This is a genomic window from Paenibacillus senegalimassiliensis (assembly GCF_001486585.1).
In the GTDB taxonomy this organism is placed as follows: Bacteria; Bacillota; Bacilli; order Paenibacillales; family Paenibacillaceae; genus Fontibacillus; species Fontibacillus senegalimassiliensis.
The window spans coordinates 75,665-90,827 of record NZ_LN909046.1 but is presented as its reverse complement, the minus strand read 5'-3'; the positions used below and the strand labels follow the sequence as shown (position 1 = coordinate 90,827).

Annotated in this window: 12 protein-coding genes; all 12 read right to left on the bottom strand. The window is 49.1% G+C overall.

Annotated features, from left to right (window positions below; all coding sequences use genetic code 11):
- Positions 1–65: 65 nt before the first annotated feature.
- The 12 genes from BN3279_RS14515 to BN3279_RS14460 all read right to left on the bottom strand — a co-directional run bounded on the left by BN3279_RS14515 (position 66) and on the right by BN3279_RS14460 (position 15,041).
- Positions 66–1,538 carry a polysaccharide deacetylase family protein gene (locus BN3279_RS14515; protein ID WP_059051908.1) on the bottom strand — a complete coding sequence of 491 codons (1,473 nt, stop codon included), beginning with the start codon at positions 1,536–1,538 and terminating at the stop codon, positions 66–68.
- Between the two features lie 128 nt (positions 1,539–1,666).
- Complete coding sequence (locus BN3279_RS14510; protein ID WP_059051907.1) at positions 1,667–3,451, bottom strand: peptidoglycan D,D-transpeptidase FtsI family protein; 1,785 nt, start codon at positions 3,449–3,451, stop codon at positions 1,667–1,669.
- A 159-nt stretch (positions 3,452–3,610) separates the two neighbouring features.
- Positions 3,611–5,794 carry a methyl-accepting chemotaxis protein gene (locus tag BN3279_RS14505; RefSeq protein WP_059051906.1) on the bottom strand — a complete coding sequence of 728 codons (2,184 nt, stop codon included), beginning with the start codon at positions 5,792–5,794 and terminating at the stop codon, positions 3,611–3,613.
- Between the two features lie 239 nt (positions 5,795–6,033).
- Entirely contained in the window at positions 6,034–7,368 is a 1,335-nt protein-coding gene (locus tag BN3279_RS14500) for a peptidase U32 family protein (protein ID WP_059051905.1), read from the bottom strand.
- 30 nt (positions 7,369–7,398) lie between these two features.
- Positions 7,399–8,334 carry a peptidase U32 family protein gene (locus BN3279_RS14495; RefSeq protein WP_059051904.1) on the bottom strand — a complete coding sequence of 312 codons (936 nt, stop codon included), beginning with the start codon at positions 8,332–8,334 and terminating at the stop codon, positions 7,399–7,401.
- 15 nt (positions 8,335–8,349) lie between these two features.
- On the bottom strand, positions 8,350–9,405 hold the full coding sequence (mltG, locus tag BN3279_RS14490) for an endolytic transglycosylase MltG (RefSeq protein ID WP_082673087.1): 1,056 nt from the start codon (positions 9,403–9,405) through the stop codon (positions 8,350–8,352).
- An 89-nt stretch (positions 9,406–9,494) separates the two neighbouring features.
- A complete protein-coding gene (locus tag BN3279_RS14485; protein ID WP_059051903.1) occupies positions 9,495–9,794 on the bottom strand; it encodes a DUF1292 domain-containing protein in 300 nt (99 codons plus the stop codon).
- Positions 9,787–10,104 carry a DUF1292 domain-containing protein gene (locus BN3279_RS14480; RefSeq protein WP_059051902.1) on the bottom strand — a complete coding sequence of 106 codons (318 nt, stop codon included), beginning with the start codon at positions 10,102–10,104 and terminating at the stop codon, positions 9,787–9,789. The genes BN3279_RS14485 and BN3279_RS14480 overlap by 8 nt, the downstream gene beginning before the upstream one ends.
- A 12-nt stretch (positions 10,105–10,116) precedes the next feature.
- Entirely contained in the window at positions 10,117–10,533 is a 417-nt protein-coding gene (gene ruvX, locus BN3279_RS14475) for a Holliday junction resolvase RuvX (protein WP_059051901.1), read from the bottom strand.
- Positions 10,534–10,542: 9 nt separating this feature from the next.
- Positions 10,543–10,803, bottom strand: a complete 261-nt coding sequence (locus BN3279_RS14470) for an IreB family regulatory phosphoprotein (protein ID WP_018753169.1) — start codon at positions 10,801–10,803, stop codon at positions 10,543–10,545.
- Between the two features lie 133 nt (positions 10,804–10,936).
- On the bottom strand, positions 10,937–13,561 hold the full coding sequence (alaS, locus tag BN3279_RS14465) for an alanine--tRNA ligase (RefSeq protein WP_059051900.1): 2,625 nt from the start codon (positions 13,559–13,561) through the stop codon (positions 10,937–10,939).
- Between the two features lie 403 nt (positions 13,562–13,964).
- Positions 13,965–15,041 carry an AI-2E family transporter gene (locus BN3279_RS14460; protein ID WP_059051899.1) on the bottom strand — a complete coding sequence of 359 codons (1,077 nt, stop codon included), beginning with the start codon at positions 15,039–15,041 and terminating at the stop codon, positions 13,965–13,967.
- Positions 15,042–15,163 lie beyond the last annotated feature (122 nt).

Genomic DNA, 15,163 nt, shown 5'->3' with positions numbered 1-15,163 from the left:
AATAACTTAAAGAAGCCGTTCCTATAGAGGAGCGGCTTCTTCTTTGATATTACATTTAAAATCAACTAAGGACGGGTCGGGACAGTGGCTGCTGCACCTAATAAAGCTTCCTCCTCATGCTCTTCGGGCTCCGGCTTGTTCTCTGCCGCTGCCGTAGGCAGCTCCTGCTTGACAGGTTCCTTCTTCACCGTGTGCTGACGATGGGAACCATCCTCCGTGAAGGTACCCAACAAATGGTCCATCGGCATAACGATCATTTTGGGTACAAGCTCCAGGGAAGCTTTTACCCTTGAAGTTCCTGCGGGATGAATCACGCTCATTAATAATTTTAGATAGATCTGAGAAGACCAGGCGAACCAGCCCTTTGGCAAATCCGTGACAATAAAGCCAAACTTCTCTGTCCCCCGATTAATCATGCTAACGCCATATAGAGCCTTAACATCCCTTAACTCAGGGTGCTCCAGGATATATTCAGCCAGCTTTGGCAAGCTCTTCTCCACGCCTCGAATCATTTGAATAGCCAATTGTACCGACGTTCTCGAACGCATCCCAAACTCAAACAGCTTCTGGTTATCGAAGTGAAGCTCCATTACCCGATCACCATTATCCAGCGATTTTCCTTCGTTTAAAGGAATCGTCTGACCATGATATGGGCGAATTCGGAAATGTAGCAGCGGCTCCTGCTGATTTGGCGTTTTGATTTGAAATAGAAGGTGGAACAGCTTCTCCCACAACAGCCATAAGGATACAACTACCCGCTTGAACCAAGAGATTTTGGCAGGACCCTTACGTTTGGAAGACGCCGCCTCAGGTTCCTTGGAGTTTCGCCGGGCGGTCTCCCCGTCCTGAATCATATCGTCAATGCGGATGCTTTGCAGGCCGCGCTCATCAGCTACCTTCAACACCCGTTCCAGAGCTGTCAGCATTTCTCCGGGAGCCCCGCTATTGGCTCCAAGGGTTGAACCACAATCATGGAGCAGGAATACCTCTCCGCCCCGCAACTTCTTCATCATACGCTTGAACAGGCGATCGGCGCCAACCCTTTGCCGCCAGTCACCAAACATTGCCGACCATAACACAATTTGCGTATTATTACGGTTGGCGAAGTCGAACAAATTCACGATTCCCCATGGCGGGCGATAATAGTGGGAATCGATGCCGGTAACCTGACGAATAATCGCATTGGTCTTCTGAATTTGCTTCTTCACCTCAGCAGGCCCCATAAGCCAGTTGGTCTTATGTACATAGTTATGTGAGCCGATCAAATGTCCCTCATCATGAATGCGCCTAAGGAGTTCAGGATGCTTCTCAGCATTGGAGCCCACGACGAAGAAGGTCGCCTTGGCATCATGACGTTTGAGCAAATCCAGTAATTGCGGTGTATATTTCGGGTCAGGACCATCATCAAAGGTAAGTGCAAATTTATCCGCTGCAGTTCCATGCTTAAATACACGAAAACCGAAAATCCGGGTAATCAATCCAGGTATAAACGCATAAAGCGTCGAGATGTAAAACAGCCATAGCAGCAAAGTTTCCATATTCTGCTTTCCCCACTTCTCTATGATCAATGCTTTTGGCATGCTTCCAAAAAGCATGGCATCTACACTATTTTATCACAGACGTCTGTAGATTAGGCGCATTATTTTGGGAAAGCGATGGAAACGGTTCATTCCCGGGAAGCCAGCAGGTCCATCGTGCGGCGAAATAGCTCGGTAGCCTGATGTACAGAGCCAGCAGGCCGGTTCTGTACCAATACAGCCACAGCGTATTTAGGTTGGCTCACCGGACCGTAGCCTATGAACCATTGATGATTAAGCTTATGGCCTGATTGGATCACTTCAGCAGTGCCGGACTTTCCGGCCAGCGGCCACCTGGCTTGCTGTAAGGCACGGCCTGTACCGCCTGTGACCGTAAGCCTCATCCATGACAATAAATGACTCGCCGTTCGCGGGGTAATCTGTCCCGCTGCCGAGTCTGTCCGCTGAATAGGAAGCTTTGTCAGCAGCGAGCCATCTTTATAGCGGATTTCGCTGACTAGACGTGGAGCTGTCACTTGACCCCCATGCAGCAAGGTCACGACCAGGTTAGCTGCCTGGAGGGGAGATACAAGCACGTCACGTTGGCCGATGGCAGATTGAGCTCGAACTCCCCCGTCCGCTTGTGTAACATCGCTGAATACCCTGCCAGCTTCCTCCTGGTCAAGTTGTATCAGCGGTTCACCATCAAGAAAATGCTGATCCCTCCAGCCAATCGTACGTCCCAAGCCAAGTTGATCAGCAGTTCTGCGAATAGCTTCCGTGCTTAGGCGCTCTCCCAAGGTAGCAAATACGATATTGCAAGATTGGGCAAAACCTTGACCCAACGTCAGATCTCCATGCCCGCCCTTCTTCCAGCACGATAGCCCATACTTTCCGTAATGTCCCTCACAATGGAACTTCTCGTCTGGCGCACTTACCCTTTCCTCTAATGCAGTTGCAGCAATGACAGTCTTGAAGATTGAGCCAGGAGGAACGGCCTTAACAGCCTTGTTCGACCAGTTTCCTTGTGCAAGATCGATCTGGTAAGGGGTGTAATAAGGCACGGACACCATAGAGACAATATCTCCTGACAAGGCATCCAGCACCACGATAGCTCCTTCTCGCACATTCATGTCAGCAGCCAGCTTCTCCAGCTCTCGCTGCAAGTCCCCATCCACCGTGGTCCGGATTTGCAACGGATAATACTTGCTGGCAGCAGCATTTAAGCGAGTATCTATCCCCCCAAGCGGTTCTCGCCTTCCATCTACCATATAAGCGGCCCGGATTCCACCAATACCTCGCAAAAAGCGGTCAAAAGTCTTTTCCAATCCCGCGGCTCCTACCTGTAATGATAAAGACAAGCCGGGGCGTTGTTGTTTCTCCCGCAACTGACGAATAACGTCCGGGCGTTGTCCGACATAGCCTAGCCACTGATTGCCCCGCTGCCCAGCCTCATAGCGGGTCACATAGGGCAACACCTCAAGCCCCTCCATCAGGGGTAGCGCTAAGGCAGCCTCATGATTAAGCTTAAGGGGTTCATCCCTTTCATTTTTGCGGGTAGACCATGCATAGGGCCTCTCTAACGTCTCCCACTTGTATTGCAATTGGGAAGCCGAGGTGCCCAGTGCCGTAGCTAGTTCAGCCAGCTTATGCTGCTCCGGTAATTTATGAATAGGAAATAACGTGGGGGTCCAGTTTATTTCACCAGTCAGCGCCTTACCATTGCGGTCCAGAAAATGCCCCCGGCCCGAATCCAGTTCCACTCCCTCCTCCCGCTGACGGACGGCCAATTCATTCATAGTCTTGCCACCCACCGTAATCACTCGAAAAGCGGAGTTCATCTGAATCCAGGCTAGCCGTAAAGCAAAACAACCTATGATGACAGAAAAGGACAGAAGAAGATAAAAAATTCGTTTCTTAAGTAGTAGCGACATGAAGTCCCCTCCTTCTCTCCCCATTATTTCCCGGGAAAACAGACCGTAAACCAATATACTGAGTAATCGAGGGGGAACAAAATAAAACAGCCGGTATCACCCCAAAAGGAGGATATCGGCTGTAAGGATAAGCTGTATTTTATGCGTTACACTGCTAGATTAAACCGTAAACTTAGACAAGGATTCCTTTAAGCCAGTCGACACGTTTTCGAGCTTGCTCGACAACTGTACCAAATGCTCACCCACCGTCTCCTGCTCATTACTCAACGAGGCAACTTCTTCAGAGGTTGCTGATGATTGCTGAGCAACCGCACTTACGTTGCTCATCGCTTCAGACAGTACCGATTGGGAATCGTTAAGCTCGTCAATGGAGGTCGTTACTGAATCCAATTGACGCACAAAGCCTTCCATTTGCTCCTGCACGGAAACAAAGATTTGACTGGTTTCCTGCACAGATGTAATCTGCTCTTGGAAGAGCGGACTAGCATCAGACAAGGCCTTGACCGTCTCGTTCATTTCTTTCTGAATCGTATCCGTGATCTCGCCAACCATGGTGATGGATTGACGCGATTGATCGGCTAATTGACGAATCTCATCGGCAACCACCATGAATCCACGGCCTGCTGCACCGGCACGAGCTGCTTCAATCGTAGCGTTCAGAGACAAGATGTTCGTTTGCTGTGTAATATTTTGCATCACATCCAGCACTTTCATGACAGAGTTCGTGCTTGCCTTCAGAGAATCAACCTTCTCCGTCAATGCGTTAATCATTTCAACCGTAATGTTCGTCTTCTCCAGCAATCCGTTCAGATACTCCGTACCTTGTTGGCTGGAGCTTTCTACTTGGCGAGCTGCCGATTCCATCTCTTTATTACTCTGAATGACGCGTTCCATTTGACGGGAAATGTTCTCTGTCAACTCGTTACCGCGTTCAGCTTCGTTCGCCAAGCTTGTTGCCCCGTTGGCGATTTCTTCGGTAGCTACAGCAATCTCTTTAGCAGACAAAGCTGTCTTGTTGGAAGCCTGCGCCAATTCAGTGGCTGTATCCAGCACATCCTGCGCAGAGTGGTTACTTTGCTTAACCAACTCCGTAATTTTCTCCATCATCACGTTAAAGCTTTCTGTCAATTGCCCAATCTCATCCTGTGCCTTGGTTTTCATGCGGACGTTCAGGTTACCCTGCGAGCCCTCTTCCATGAGGTTTCTCAGCTTGCCGAGTGGATGAGCGATCATGCGGACCATCCATATCCCGATCAATACGGCAATAATAGCTACAATGATCAAAGAAAAGATGGTTACCAGCATAATTTGGTTGGCGCTTTGGGCGAGTTCACCAGCATCAACGGTTCCCAACAATTTCCATCCCGAAACCTGTTCATTAAACACAGCCAATACCGTGCTGCCTTTGGCATCTTTGGTGCGAAGGCTACTTGAAGGTGCATCTCCAGCCGAACTCAAATCAAACTCCGTTGCCTGACCTTCATCGCCAGCTACCGAGGAAGCAACGACAATATTATCCTTGGTCAACATTTGCAGCTTGGAGTTGCTGCCTAGATTAACCTCTTGCAGATAGCTTGTCAGTATATCGAGATTGACATCAGCCACCAACACGAAGCGTTTCATACTGTTGACACTTTGAACTGAACGAGCCAATCGGAATACTTCGGCGTTGGTGGATTCAGAAGGAACTTGAAGCCACATCGTCTTTGTTGCTTCGCTCAATTCCTTGAACCAGGCCTCGTCCCGAACACTGCTCAAGAAGGCCGTGTTCGCACTTCCCGAGGTAACGTCCTCGACAATTTTGTCGGCGGACAGCATGTACACCGCAGAAATTCCTTTTGTAGAGAATGTTAGCGTATTCAAGCGCGTTCTCATTTTATTAGTTGCAGTAAACCGATCATAGTCTGTAATGTCCGACAAGGAAGCATCCATTATTGCACTTTGCATCTCATCGTCCAAGAACATTTGCTGCAAGTTTTCTTCATATTTTTGCATCACAATGTCCAACTTCTGAGAGGTTTGAACAATGGTTTGCAGGTTGGCATTTTCCGCATTATCCTGAATGGTGCTCTTGGCCATCTGTGTAGACATAATGCCGATCGTTAATACGAAGAACATAATAGCGATAAAGAAAACTAAAAACAATCGAATACCCACTGATTTGGAAGGATTAATTTGCTTAGGGAGCTTGTCTCGCAATGATGTCAAGGTAGACTTGAAGTCGAAGCTAGCCGCACTCTTCGGCTTTTTGTTTGCTTTTACCCCTGCCCCTTCTCCCTTCTTTTTCTTCTGCTTCTTCTCGCTGTCCGTTGTTTGGTCCTCGTTCTTTGGAACCAGACTCATGTTGATCACCCACCACTCATAATAGTCGCACCCCCAAGACTGGGCTTGAGGTCATGCGTAAATACTGCCATTTTCAACATTCATCGTTAACTGTCAGATGACATTTTTAACGTTCTCTTCTTAATATCGGCTATGTATGGCCTAGATTTTAAACAATCCTAACAAAAAAGTCCTAAATATTAAAAAATAGGCCTTTCGTCCCATCGGAAGAAAGACCTAGTAGCCTATTGCATTTTTTGTTATTTCTTTTTTCGCATCATATCAAAATAGGAAACGGGGTGATCCACCTTCATTTTAATTCGTTGCAGAGGGTGTCTTGCAGCATCGAGCACATTTCCTTCTTCATCATAGATCGCTTCCACCACTTGCTTGAAGAAGGTGTCGCCTGGGCCAAAGAACTCCACCTCTTGCCCCGGCTTGAAATGATTCCGTTGCTGTATAGTCGCCATACCGGTAGCCGAGTCATAATCCATCACTAATCCGGCAAAATCATACGGAGCCGCCTTCTCCTCAGGCTCATAAATATGATCCTCATGGTCAGGGGTATCATAGAAGAATCCGGTGTTCAGCGGACGATTTGCAGCCTTGTTGATTTCCTCAATCCATTCCGGCTTCAGCACGTAATTGTCCGGGTCAGCCATATAGGCATCGATCGCTTTGCGATAAACATTCACAACCGTAGCTACATAATGAATGGACTTCATCCGGCCTTCAATTTTGAAGCTATCCACACCCACGTCCACCAAATCAGGCACATGATGAATCATACATAAATCCTTGGAGCCCATCGTAAAGGCATTGTCCTGCTGTTCAAACAATGGCAATTGCGTTACACCCAGACGGAACGGTTCCGGCGCCGGGCTTTGCATCGCCTCTTCCTCAGACACCCAGGTTTCCTCTTCACGAGCATCCTCGAACAAATCGTATTTCCAGCGACAGGATTGACAGCAGCCTCCCCGATTAGAGTCACGATCCGTAAAATGGTTGGACAATACACAGCGACCAGAGAAGGAAGAACACATGGCTCCATGGATAAAGGCTTCTATTTCAACATCAACATGACGTTTGATTTCTTCGATTTCCTCAAAGCTCGTCTCACGACCTAGCACGACGCGCGGCAGTCCCTGATCCTTCCAGAACTTGACCGTCTGCCAGTTGACCGTAGATTGCTGGGTGCTCAGATGCACCTCCAACTTGGGCACTACACGCTGAGCAGTCTCAATAATGACCGGGTCAGCCACAATAATCGCAGAGATACCTGCCTCGTACAAGTTGCGCAGGTATTCTTCGATGCCCTCCACATCTTCATTATGGGCATAAATATTCGTAGCCACAAACACCTTGGCTCCGTATTTCTTGGCAAATTCTACGCCTTCCCGCATTTCCTCAAAGCTGAAATTGTCCGCGTTGGAACGAAGGCCATATTTCTGTCCTCCAATATACACGGCATCCGCGCCGTAATGAACAGCGAATTTCAGCTTCTCCAGATTGCCCGCTGGCGCGAGCAGTTCCGGTTTGACCAGTCGGTTGCGCTTACCCGCATATTTCCGGACATGTGTTTGTACCGTTTGCATCTTCGTTCACCTCTTGCTTTTTCATTCAATTTAATAAACCTGCTCCTTGTAGAAGAAGCCAAAGGAAAGTTCACGTTCGGGGTCCTGTATCTCGCGAATAGCATCGATCCAGGCCTCATCCAACTCGTATTGTTCAGGGTCCTGAGCATACGTATCAATCGCTTGTCGATAAGAAGCGATAACTGTCTCATTGTATCCGATTGGCTTTAATATCGTCTCGATTTTAAAGCTGTCCACATCAGCCGCCATCAACATATGAAGATCTTCCAATATGCAAATATCGTCTGAACTCATAATATGTGTTCCGTTGACGTCTTCGTAAATAGGAAATTTCTCGTCCCGTCGCTCTGCCTCAATGAGGAATAACCCGCGGGTCAGCCCGAGATCGCTCTGTGGATCAACCGGACGCCCTTGATGAGTCATATAGCTTTGTACAAGACTGCGTTTGGAATGGTAAATATTTGTCATCCCATGCACTTGAACCTCTGCCTCGATCTTTAACGCAGGGTGCATGCCTGTCAACTCATCCATATTCAGTTCGCGGGCCAAAACTACACGCGAAGCCCCCTTGCTTCCCCAATAATTGGCCGTTGCAAAATTAGTCGTCGTCATCTCGGAGTTCCAATGCAGGTTCAATTGCGGCGCTTCCTCCCGCACAATTTGCAACACTGCCGGATCGCCGAATTCCACCGCATCCACACCCAGCTCTGCGAGACGCTTCACATAACCCCGCACATCCTCCAGGATATGATTGCCCATCAGATTATTCACGCGAACGTAGACCTTTGCTCCACGCTCATGGGCGATGCGAACGGCTTCACCGATGTCCGGCAACTCCATGTCGCCGGGGAGCCTCATACCGTATTTGGCCTCGCCAATCAATACGGCATCCGCCCCGGCTTGCAAATAACGCTCGAGTTCCTTCAGCGAGCCGGCGGGAACCAACAGTTCCGGTTTTCTTGTCATACCTGTCTACCACCTTTAATTATTGGCCATGGCCTTGCTCTTCTCGATATTGCTCAAATGCTCTTTATAGGTCTTGGCGAAGAGATGCTCTCCACTACCGTCCTTCTTCGTCACATAAAATAGATACTCTGATGCTGTTGGCGCCAGCGCTGCCTCTACGGACTTCAAGCTTGGTGCCGCAATCGGCCCCGGCGGCAAACCTGCATACAAGTAAGTATTATAAGGGCTATCCACGCTACGCAAATCTGAATGAAGCAATCGTTCCTTCGGCTTGTCGAGTACATACTGCACTGTCGCATCAATTTCCAGCTTCATATCTGCCTTCAGACGATTGTAGATGACACCGGCCACCATGCTGCGCTCCGAATCTGCCACTACTTCCCGCTCCACCAATGAAGCCATCGTCATCAGTTCATTTAACGTAAGCCCGCTGGCGGTCAGCTTCTGATCAAAATCCGCAATCGCGCCTAGCCGTTTACCGGTTTCTTCGAACATACGCGCCACGATATCCTGCTCTGTACTGCCCTTCTCCAGCTCATAGGTTTCGGGGAACAAATAACCTTCCAGGCGATGAGTAAGCTGATCATCCTCCGGGATATCTGAGAGCAGTTCTCCACTTAAGCCCGATGCCTCATCTACAATCCCCAAGAAGATGTCTTGATCCACCAGACCTTCCTCCGCCAGCTTCTCAGCCATCTGTTTGACGGTAAAGCCTTCCGGGATGGTAAAACGAATCATCTCTGCCTTAACCACATCGCCCGAGTTCAGCTTACCGATGATCTCGTCATACGTCACCCCTGGATTCAGATCATAAATGCCGGCTTGGAAGCGACTCCCCTCCGACTTCCATTTTAAATAGGATACGAATAAAAATGAATTTTTAATTAATCCCTGTTTTTCCATTATATCTGCAATACCCGACGTTCCTGTCCCGGGCTCAATCGTGATGCGAATGGCTTCCTCGGATTCTGGAACAGGCTGCATTTGCGTATATACATAGGTTCCTGCTGCCGCTACAGCAATCACAGCAAGCAGCACCAATATCAATAACCACTTCATTACCTTCTTCAACAGCTCAACCCCTTTACAGCCAAAAAGAGCGGTTAAAAATCCCGCTCTTCCCAGACCGATCTATCATGCTCCCCCATTAATAGTTACTACTATTCGGGGAAAGTCAATTCGTCGTAAAGCTCGGATACGTTCTCCCATTCATCATCGTCGTCAATAGTGGTCAGCTCTAGCTCATCACCCGACGTAATGATTTTGAATATTTCCGGATCATCACCTGAGGATGCACTCTCAAGTCGAAGCACGGCATACGCAGCCCCCGCTACGTCAAATTCCTGCACGACCTGATAATAGGAGGCGCTTCCTGACTCGTCCTCAAGCTCCACAACGGGGCCAAAGGTATCACGAACGCGCGAGGTAACTACAACATCGCTTGCTGAATACTCAGTCATGTTGATCTTCCCCGTCGAATTCATCGATCAGCGTGTTGAATGTTTCCTCAACAATTTCCCATTCCTCGTCGCTTTCGATCGTGTACAGCTTAAGATCGTCGCCGTCTTCCTCGTAACGGAACGCGTATACCTCTTCGCTCTCCTCATCCTCATTCTCGTCAGAATCCAGAGGAACGACCATCATATACTTTGCATCCGAACCGTCGACTTCGAATTTCATAATCACTTCGAACTCTTCTTCATTGCCCTCTTCGTTGGGGATATAGATAATTTCCGGTTCTTCTTCATTTCCGATACGATCCTTAGCCATGCGCGATCACCCTCACCTTTTACTCATAGAATCCAAATAATTTTGAAGAATCAAACCTGCAGCCATTTTGTCGACGACATCCTTGCGTTTCTTCCTGCTCACATCTGCTTCCAGCAACGTACGATGCGCGGATACAGTCGTTAGCCGCTCATCCCACAGATGGACCGGCAGGTTCAGCTTACTGCGCAAATCCTCGGCAAAAGCCATGCATATTTCTCCACGGGGACCGATCGTGCCATTCATATTTTTCGGCAAGCCTACGACGATCGCTTCAACCTCATGCTCTTTCGCCAGTTCGCCAATACGATGGAACTCCGCGCCTTCCTTGCGTCTTTCGATGGTCTCCACCCCTTGGGCGGTCCACCCGAAAGCATCACTGATGGCGACTCCGATCCGCCGATCCCCGTAATCCAAACCCATTATCCTCATGCCTTGCTCCTAACGATGGCCCGCCATATAATAGCGCACCAGTTCTTCGATCAGTTCGTCGCGTTCCTTCTTGCGCACCAAGCTCCTTGCATTATTATGGCGCGGTATATAGGCCGGGTCACCCGACAATAGATAACCGACGATCTGATTAACCGGGTTGTATTCCTTCTCCTGCAGTGCTCCGTAAACCGTAAGAAGGATTTCCTCCGCGGACGCTTCCTGTTCGTCGCCCTTGACATTAAATTTGACGGTTTTATCCATGGAGTCCATGATGACACCTCGCTTCTTCGACATACGTCTTGATGACCGTAACAGTGATAGCCTTAGTCTAATCCTACTATATCATATCATGGGTTCCATAAGGAAATTTTCACCGGACCACCCTATCTATTGATGGAAGCTACTACGCTTGGGCTGCGATCCAATCGGCAGCAGCCTTCAAGGCTTCGCTTAGCTTGCTGGCATCCTTGCCTCCAGCTTGAGCCATGTCCGGACGTCCGCCGCCCCCGCCGCCGCACACCGCAGCTACTTCCTTCACTAGCTTACCAGCGTGAAGTCCTCGTTTGATTTCCTCCTGCGGTACAACAACCACAAAGCTTACTTTGTCCTCCATCGGAGAACCCAGCACCAACACGGCATCCGGCAGTTTGACCTTCAATTCATCGGCCAGCGTACGGAGCGCATCCATGCTTCCTGCTTGAACCTGAGCAGCCAGCAGCTTGGTTTGTCCCACGCTGATAACTTGACTGGTTAATTCTCCAGCTTCAATGACGCTTAACTTACTTTGCAGCGATTCATTCTCACGAGCCAATTCCTTCAATTGCTGGAACAAGCCCTCAATTCGCTTCGGCACATCGTTGACATTTGCTTTGAGTTGACCGGCAGCTTGCTTGAGCAACTCAAGCTGACCGTCCAGGAACAGATAAGCTCCGCGTCCCGTAACCGCCTCAATCCGCCGCACACCGGAGCCGATGCCGCTTTCGCTCACAATTTTGAGCAACCCAATCTCCGAAGTGTTGTTCACGTGGCAGCCGCCACACAGCTCTAAGCTGTAATCGCCAATTTGCACAACGCGGACGATATCACCGTATTTCTCGCCGAACAGGGCCATGGCCCCCATCGCCTTGGCTTCATCAATCGGCTTCAAGTCAATGTTGACCGGCAAGGCATTCCAGATTTGCTCATTCACACGGCGCTCGATTTCGACCAGCTCCTCGGCAGAGATGCTGCCAAGATGAGAGAAGTCAAACCGCAAACGTTGAGGTTCAACTAAGGACCCCGCCTGATTGACATGCTCACCCAAGGTATCCTTCAAGGCCTGATGCAGCAAATGCGTCGCTGTGTGATTTTTCACAGTATGGCCGCGTTGTTCTTTATTAACGGCAGCCGTAATATCGGCATCTACGTGCAATTCGCCAGAATTTACCGTGACCTGATGTACATGTTGCCCTTGTGGAGCCTTGAACAGCCCTGTAACCTCCGCGTTGCCGGATTCGCTGCGAAGCACTCCCTGGTCACTCACTTGGCCCCCGCTTTCTGCATAGAACGGTGTGGATGCCAGTATGACTTGTCCAGATTGCCCCTCACTTATTACATCGACAAAAGCATCGTCCACGATTATAGCTACAATGCGGGTAGGGACTTCAAGCTCATTATATCCAGTGAATTCGGTTTTAGTCGTAAAGTCGGCAAGTACACCGCCTTGCACCTTCATGCTACCACTATCATGGCGGGCAGCCCGGGCACGTTCCCGTTGCTCTTGCATGGATGCTTCAAACCCTTCGCGATCCACTCCCAGACCATGCTCTGCTGCAAAGTCCTCGGTTAAATCGAGCGGGAACCCGTAAGTATCATACAATTTGAAGGCATCTGCACCGCCGATCAAGGTACGCCCTTCCTCCTTGGCTTTCGTGCTGATCTCTGCCAAGATAGCCAGTCCATCGCTTAGGGTCTCGTGGAAGCGTTCTTCCTCCGCACGAATGACCTTTTCGATAAATTCCTGTTTGGTCACTATGTCGGTGTAATAAGCACCCATAATTTCCCCTACCGTGCCTACCAGGTTAAACATAAAGGGTTTATCCATTCCAATCAGCTTGCCGTAACGAACAGCGCGGCGCAACAGACGGCGAATGACGTAACCACGGCCTTCGTTAGAAGGCAGAACACCATCAGCCACGGCAAATGCTACCGTACGGATATGGTCGGCAATCACCTTTAAAGCCACATCGCTCTCTTCGTTAGTCCCGTACACCACTTTTGCCAGTCCGGCTGTCTTTTGAATAATCGGTTGGAACAAGTCAGTATCAAAGTTGGAGTTCACATTTTGCAAAATGGATGCAAAGCGCTCCAGACCAGCCCCGGTATCAATATTCTTGTTCGGAAGTGGTGTGTAACTGCCATCCTTGTTATGGTTAAACTGCGAGAAGACCAGGTTCCACACTTCCAGGAAACGTTCATTCTCTCCGCCAGGGAAGCACTCGGGATCGGAAAGATCACCGTAAGCATCTCCGCGGTCATAGAAAATTTCCGTACATGGCCCACAAGGCCCTTCCCCGATATCCCAGAAGTTGTCCTCCAGCTTCACAATCCGTTCAGCAGGAATGCCTACCTTCTCGTTCCACAGCTTATAAGCCTCTTCATCCTCAGGATATACCGTGACGGACAATTTCTCCCCGTCAAAGCCAATCCAGTCCTTGCCTGTAAGGAACTCCCAAGCCCACGTAATGGCTTCTTCCTTGAAATAATCACCAATCGAGAAGTTGCCCAGCATTTCAAAAAAAGTATGATGCCGGCGTGTCTTTCCTACATTCTCGATGTCATTGGTACGAATGCATTTCTGCGAATTGGTCAAACGCGGATTATCCGGCTTGACCCGGCCGTCGAAGTAAGGCTTGAGCGGTGCCATCCCCGCATTGATCCAGAGCAGAGATGGATCGTTATGAGGTACGAGCGAGGCACTCGGCTCGATTTTATGACCTTTGCTGGCGAAGAACTCTAGCCATTTGGAACGAATTTCACTTGCTTTCATTAGTTTGACCCCCTGAATAGATATCAATCTGGTTCCCTTTTGAAAATACAAAAAACGCCCCTGAACATCAGGGACGATTTAATCTTAATCGCGGTACCACCCTGGTTATCACAAGACTCTGCCGCCATCAGCCGCAAGAGTTACCTGTAATCGCCTCGTTAGTCCGGTAACGGGGACCTGCCGGTGGATTTATGTCCACACTCCGAAATCAGCTTTCCGTTCAGGCATATTTCGAGTCCTCTCAGCCATCTCTCCAAGCAGCCGCAAAGGCATCTGGAGCGAAGGGACCCTTCTCTGATAAATCCGCCGGTTGAACGTACTTCATTTCATCAACGTTTTGGGTTCATTCAACAACATATCGTTTTAAGTATAAAGGGCAGATATGCCGCTGTCAATGCGCCTTTCACATCGCTTTGCGCCGCACGAAATAAGCGTGGAAATGCTGCAGAATGACTTTAATGACGGCAAAAAAAGGTACCGCCAAGATTAAGCCTGGAATACCGGCAATCTCTCCACCTATCAGCAGCGCCAAAATAATCATCATCGGGTGCAGACGCAAGCTGCGTCCCACCACCTGCGGGGATATCACGTTGCTTTCAATCGTTTGGCAGAGCATATTGACGAGTAGAACAAGCAGAACCATCTTCCATGAAATTGTGGTAGCCATCACCATAGCAGGGGCTGCCCCCAGGAACGGCCCCAGGTACGGGATGATGTTACAGATCGCCACAACGCCGGCAAGCAGTAAAGCAAAGGGCATTCCAATCGATATGTAACCGATATAAGCCAGTACCCCGATGATGACGCAGACCAGGAATTGACCTCGCACGTAGTTGCCCAAGGCCTGGTCAATTTCTTTGAGCAGCGTAATCATGGATTTTCGCCGGGAACGGGGCAAGTATTGCAGCATCAGCCGCTCAATCAGTTCAATATCCTTGAGAATATAGAAGATGAGGAACGGAATGATAAATGCGTTGAATACCACCTCAATGGTCGCTCCGATATTGTCCAGAAACCGGGTAATTCCTTGGGCCATTCTGCTCTCGAATTGGTAGAACCAATGATTCATCCCCATACGGACGCTCCCTGGCAAGATTCCGTTATCAATGCGGTTCATCATTTGCTGGGTATGAATGGTCAGTTCCGGCAAATGCTCCCCTAGCTCCTCTACCTGCTCCACGAACATTGGAATAACATTAATCAGAATGACCGAAAGAACGGTTAGAAACACCGCATAGATCAGTAATACAGCCATGGTCCGGGGTACCTTTCGCGCACCTAGCATTCGGACAACTGGATTAAGTACATAGGAAATAATTACTGCCACGACAAATGGAGCAAACACGGCTTTGAGAAAATGGTATGCCAGTGCAAACATAGGTCGAAGCTGCCAGACAAAATAAAGAATAATCAGCCCAAGCAGCACCCAGACGGCATAGCGAAACAGCTTATTTTTATGAAGCTCGTCCCTCGGCTCCATGACTTATCCCTCTCTTTCAGCTTTCGTACAGTTCATTATTGGCCTAGAGAGGGAAAAATATGAAAGAAAATAGGAAAAGCCCGCCTTAGACCACATATGTGATCTAAAGCGGGCTGTTGTCC

Bases quoted from the DNA above. Each gene is read 5' to 3' on its own strand.
- BN3279_RS14515 (WP_059051908.1), bottom strand. From the start codon at position 1,538: ATGGAAACTTTGCTGCTATGGCTGTTTTACATCTCGACGCTTTATGCG.
- BN3279_RS14510 (WP_059051907.1), bottom strand. From the start codon at position 3,451: ATGTCGCTACTACTTAAGAAACGAATTTTTTATCTTCTTCTGTCCTTT.
- BN3279_RS14505 (WP_059051906.1), bottom strand. From the start codon at position 5,794: ATGAGTCTGGTTCCAAAGAACGAGGACCAAACAACGGACAGCGAGAAG.
- BN3279_RS14500 (WP_059051905.1), bottom strand. From the start codon at position 7,368: ATGCAAACGGTACAAACACATGTCCGGAAATATGCGGGTAAGCGCAAC.
- BN3279_RS14495 (WP_059051904.1), bottom strand. From the start codon at position 8,334: ATGACAAGAAAACCGGAACTGTTGGTTCCCGCCGGCTCGCTGAAGGAA.
- BN3279_RS14485 (WP_059051903.1), bottom strand. From the start codon at position 9,794: ATGACTGAGTATTCAGCAAGCGATGTTGTAGTTACCTCGCGCGTTCGT.
- BN3279_RS14480 (WP_059051902.1), bottom strand. From the start codon at position 10,104: ATGGCTAAGGATCGTATCGGAAATGAAGAAGAACCGGAAATTATCTAT.
- ruvX (WP_059051901.1), bottom strand. From the start codon at position 10,533: ATGAGGATAATGGGTTTGGATTACGGGGATCGGCGGATCGGAGTCGCC.
- BN3279_RS14470 (WP_018753169.1), bottom strand. From the start codon at position 10,803: ATGGACTCCATGGATAAAACCGTCAAATTTAATGTCAAGGGCGACGAA.
- alaS (WP_059051900.1), bottom strand. From the start codon at position 13,561: ATGAAAGCAAGTGAAATTCGTTCCAAATGGCTAGAGTTCTTCGCCAGC.
- BN3279_RS14460 (WP_059051899.1), bottom strand. From the start codon at position 15,041: ATGGAGCCGAGGGACGAGCTTCATAAAAATAAGCTGTTTCGCTATGCC.